The 3,520-nt window shown below is 67.0% G+C and carries 4 protein-coding genes; all 4 read left to right on the forward strand.

Annotated features, from left to right (window positions below; all coding sequences use genetic code 11):
* Window positions 1-300: 300 nt before the first annotated feature.
* The 4 genes from AB0I88_RS41075 to AB0I88_RS41090 all read left to right on the forward strand — a co-directional run bounded on the left by AB0I88_RS41075 (window position 301) and on the right by AB0I88_RS41090 (window position 3,408).
* The gene (locus AB0I88_RS41075; RefSeq protein WP_361037690.1) at window positions 301-1,362 is read left to right on the forward strand and encodes a tyrosine-type recombinase/integrase; all 1,062 of its coding nucleotides are present in this window, start codon (window positions 301-303) and stop codon (window positions 1,360-1,362) included.
* Window positions 1,359-1,694 carry a helix-turn-helix transcriptional regulator gene (locus AB0I88_RS41080; protein WP_361037692.1) on the forward strand — a complete coding sequence of 112 codons (336 nt, stop codon included), beginning with the start codon at window positions 1,359-1,361 and terminating at the stop codon, window positions 1,692-1,694. The genes AB0I88_RS41075 and AB0I88_RS41080 overlap by 4 nt, the downstream gene beginning before the upstream one ends.
* Before the next feature lie 2 nt (window positions 1,695-1,696).
* Entirely contained in the window at window positions 1,697-2,989 is a 1,293-nt protein-coding gene (locus AB0I88_RS41085) for a hypothetical protein (RefSeq protein ID WP_361037694.1), read from the forward strand.
* A gap of 74 nt (window positions 2,990-3,063) precedes the next feature.
* Window positions 3,064-3,408 (forward strand): hypothetical protein, encoded by a 345-nt coding sequence (locus tag AB0I88_RS41090; RefSeq protein WP_361037696.1) that lies wholly within the window; start codon window positions 3,064-3,066, stop codon window positions 3,406-3,408.
* Window positions 3,409-3,520 lie beyond the last annotated feature (112 nt).

Raw genomic sequence — 3,520 nt, forward strand, 5'->3', positions numbered from 1 at the left:
GAACCGTCGCGAATTTCAGAGGATGCGAACCCGCGACTGAGTGATGTTGGTCTTGCAGGACGTGCATCGTTAGGGGCCCCGTCGGTGCGCTGACCTGGAGTTTCGGCACTTCATTCGCGGCTGCCGTGTCAGCCGTGCCAACACCGCAGTCGATGACGGGGCCTTGGGCCGGATGTCGAAGAAGATCGCTGAGCTGTAAAGTCTCCTCCTGTTCGCAGAAAACGCGAAAATTTCGCATGCCATGCGAGGGGTGGAAGTGGCGGTTCCTGAGGGCTCTCGGGCCTGCACCTCGTGCGGGGCGTGCCGCTGTTACACCCGGAAGAGCAGGTGTTTCAGGCCATGCTCGACGGCTGGCGCAATCAGCAGCTGGCTCGCAACCTCAGCTTCGGCACCATCGAACCCCGTGAGCGTCTCGTGCGGCGGTTCCGCAACTACACCGACGCTGGCCCGTGGGCGTGGAGCGCGGCAGACGCTGACGCGTTCTTCGCCGAAGCGCGGGCGGTCAAGCACGTCAGCCACGCCACGCTGCTCGGCTACCAGACCACGCTGCGGCAGTTCTGCGACTACATCACCGACCCGCACTACGGCTGGCCCGACGAGTGCCAGAACCGTTTCGGCACCCACCCGATCCAGGTGTGCACGGAATGGAACACCGGCCGCCACGTGCAGGAAGCGTTGGGCCGGCCCGGCAAGCGGGCGTTGACCCATGACGAACTGCAAGCGCTGTTCGACCACGCCGACGAGCGGGCGGTGGCCGCACAGTCCTCCGGCCGCAAGGGCTGGAGCAGCGCCTTTCGTGACTCGGTGCTACTCAAGACCGCCTACGCCTGGGGGCTGCGCCGCAACGAGGCCGCGCACCTGGACCTGTGTGACCTGGCCAGCAACCCGAAGGCGCCGGAGTTCGACGGCTACGGAATCGTGCGGGTCCGCTACGGCAAGGCGATGCTAGGCTCCCCACCGAAACGCCGGTCGGTGCTGACCGTTCCGCTGTTCGACTGGGCCGTCGAGGCGCTGAAGCAGTGGGTGGAAGAGCTGCGCCCGGCCCTGGCTGAACCGGGCAACTCCTCGCTCTGGCCGTCCGAGCGCAGCGACCAGCTCAGTGCCGGGACGGTGAGCACGGTGTTCACCCGTTGCCGCAAGGAGCTCGGCCTCGCCGACGGCCTCGATTTTCATTCGCTGCGACGGTCGTATGTCAGCCACCTGATCGAGGCCGGCTACGACGAGTTGTTCGTGCAGCAGCAGGTCGGTCACGAACATGCGAGCACTACGTCGATCTACACCCACGTCTCGCCCGACTATCGGGCCCGCACCGTCCGCGCCGCCCTGGACCGCGTCGCCACCCAGATCAGGGGGAACTCGTGAGCCGCACGACGATCACCTACTCCTGGAGGCTGCGGGAGATCATGGCCGCCCGCGGCCTGAATAACATCTCCGACCTCATCCCCCTGCTCACCGAACGCGGCATCACGCTGTCGGCCTCGCAGATCTACCGCTTGGTCGGCGACCGACCCGAACGCATCTCGCTGACCGTGCTCGGGGCGCTGATCGACGCCCTCGAGTGCACCGTCGAAGACCTCTGCGCCTTCCGCGTCGAGGCCGCCGCGGCGCCCAAGGCGGTCAACGCCGGCCCAGTCGTGGTCGACCTGAACAAGACCATCCGACCCAAACGCGCCCGGGTACGCCGCACCGACTGACCATGCCCGAACAGACCTGCGTCCGCTGCCGGCACCAAGGCGAACGACACCGCTGGTGGGGACACCGCGACGACGGAATCATCTGCCCCCGCTGCCACCTCATCGAGCGAACGACCGCAGCACTGGACGACGGCACCGGCCAGGTCGCTCCCGCCCTGCTCGCCCTGCACCAGGCCATCTGCGAACAGCCCAGCGCCAGCGCCGGCCTGGTCTGGCTGATCTGCAACCGGCATGTCAAGCCGCTGCTGACCGGCCTGGCGACCGGGCGGCTTCCGCTCACCCACGCCACCCTCGACGCCCATGAATCACCGCAGACGGCGATGCACCTGCGCGACATGCTGATGCAGCATCAGATCCTGCCGCACCGCGACCGCTACCTGGTGCTGTTCGAGAACTGGTTGCGCGGCAAGCTCGACGCCATCGACCCCGCCGACGACCAGCAGCTCGTCCGCCGGTTCGCCACCTGGCGCAGCCTGCGGCAGCTTCGTCAGCGGGCCGCCCGCGAACCGCTACGACCCGGGCTCACCAAACGGCACTGCCACGAGATCAACAGCGCCGCCGCCCTGCTGGCCTGGCTACGCGAGCACGGCACCACTCCGAAGGCCTGCACCCAAACCGACCTGGACGCTTGGATCACCACCGGGACCTCCAGCCGGCAGGGCAGCCGAGCCTTCGTGGTCTGGTCCACCCGAAACAGCACCATGCCTCGCCACCTGCACCTGCCCTACCACCAGAGCCCAGCCCACGAGACGATCACCCAGACGCAACGCCTCCAACTGCTGCGCGACCTGATCGACCCCGCCAAACCCTTCTTCCAGCGCGACCGAGCGGCCGCCCTGCTGCTCGCGCTGTTCGCCCAGCCGCTGACCCGCATCGCCGCCCTCACCATGAACGACATCGACCTCAGCGGCGAAGAAGTCCGCATCACCCTCGGTCCGCACGGCCCGATCCCCGTCCCCGAACCGTTCGGCCAGATCCTTCGCGAGCACGCCGCCGAACGCGGACCGCGCAACATCGAAGCCAACCGGAACAGCCCTTGGTTGTTCCCCGGCAGACGACCAGCCCAGCACGTCCACTCGACCTACCTAATGAACCAGCTGGCCAAGTCCCGGATCAACCTGCTCGGCACCCGCCTCGCAGCCATCCGCACCCTGATCCTCGACATGCCGCCGGCCATCGCGGCACAAGCCCTCGGCTACACCCCCGAATGCGCCGAAGACCACGCCACCCTCGCCGGAGCGACCTGGACCAGCTACGCCGCCCACCGACGACAACGCAATGGCTCTGAGGCCTGAAGCGTTCCAGCTGCAGGCAAGCGACGACGCAACTGCGGATGCTGACCGTCTGACGCTGGTGAGATGATCACGGCATGGACGCAAGACCGCTGACCCAGCGAGAGCAAGCCGTGCTCGACGCGCTTCTGGCGGTTGACTTCCCTGACGTTGCAACTCTGCGGCGCCAGGCGACGGAAGTAGCCGTCGTCGACACGTGCGGCTGCGGGTGCCCATCCATCGACTTCCAGCAGGGCCGCGGGCTTGGGATGACGATACGAGTCAACGCCGGCGTCCAAGGCTCCCATAACGGTCTGTTCCTCTACACGATCGAGGATCCGCAGCGCGGTGAAGTTCTCGGCGGCATCGAGTGGGTCGGCGTCGAGGAGACGGATCCAGACGAGCTCCCATCGCCGGAGCTACTCGACATCAAGGCTGCTTGATCGAAGAGCCCGCCACCCGCCCGCAGGCAGGTTCCGATGCCCTCTGGGCTGAAACCGATACGCCGTCGCCCATCCCAAACTCGCAACACTTCAATACGCGATGCCGTCAGTA

Origin of the sequence: Actinoplanes sp. NPDC049802, from assembly GCF_040656595.1 — a bacterium.
Lineage (GTDB): Bacteria > Actinomycetota > Actinomycetes > Mycobacteriales > Micromonosporaceae > Actinoplanes.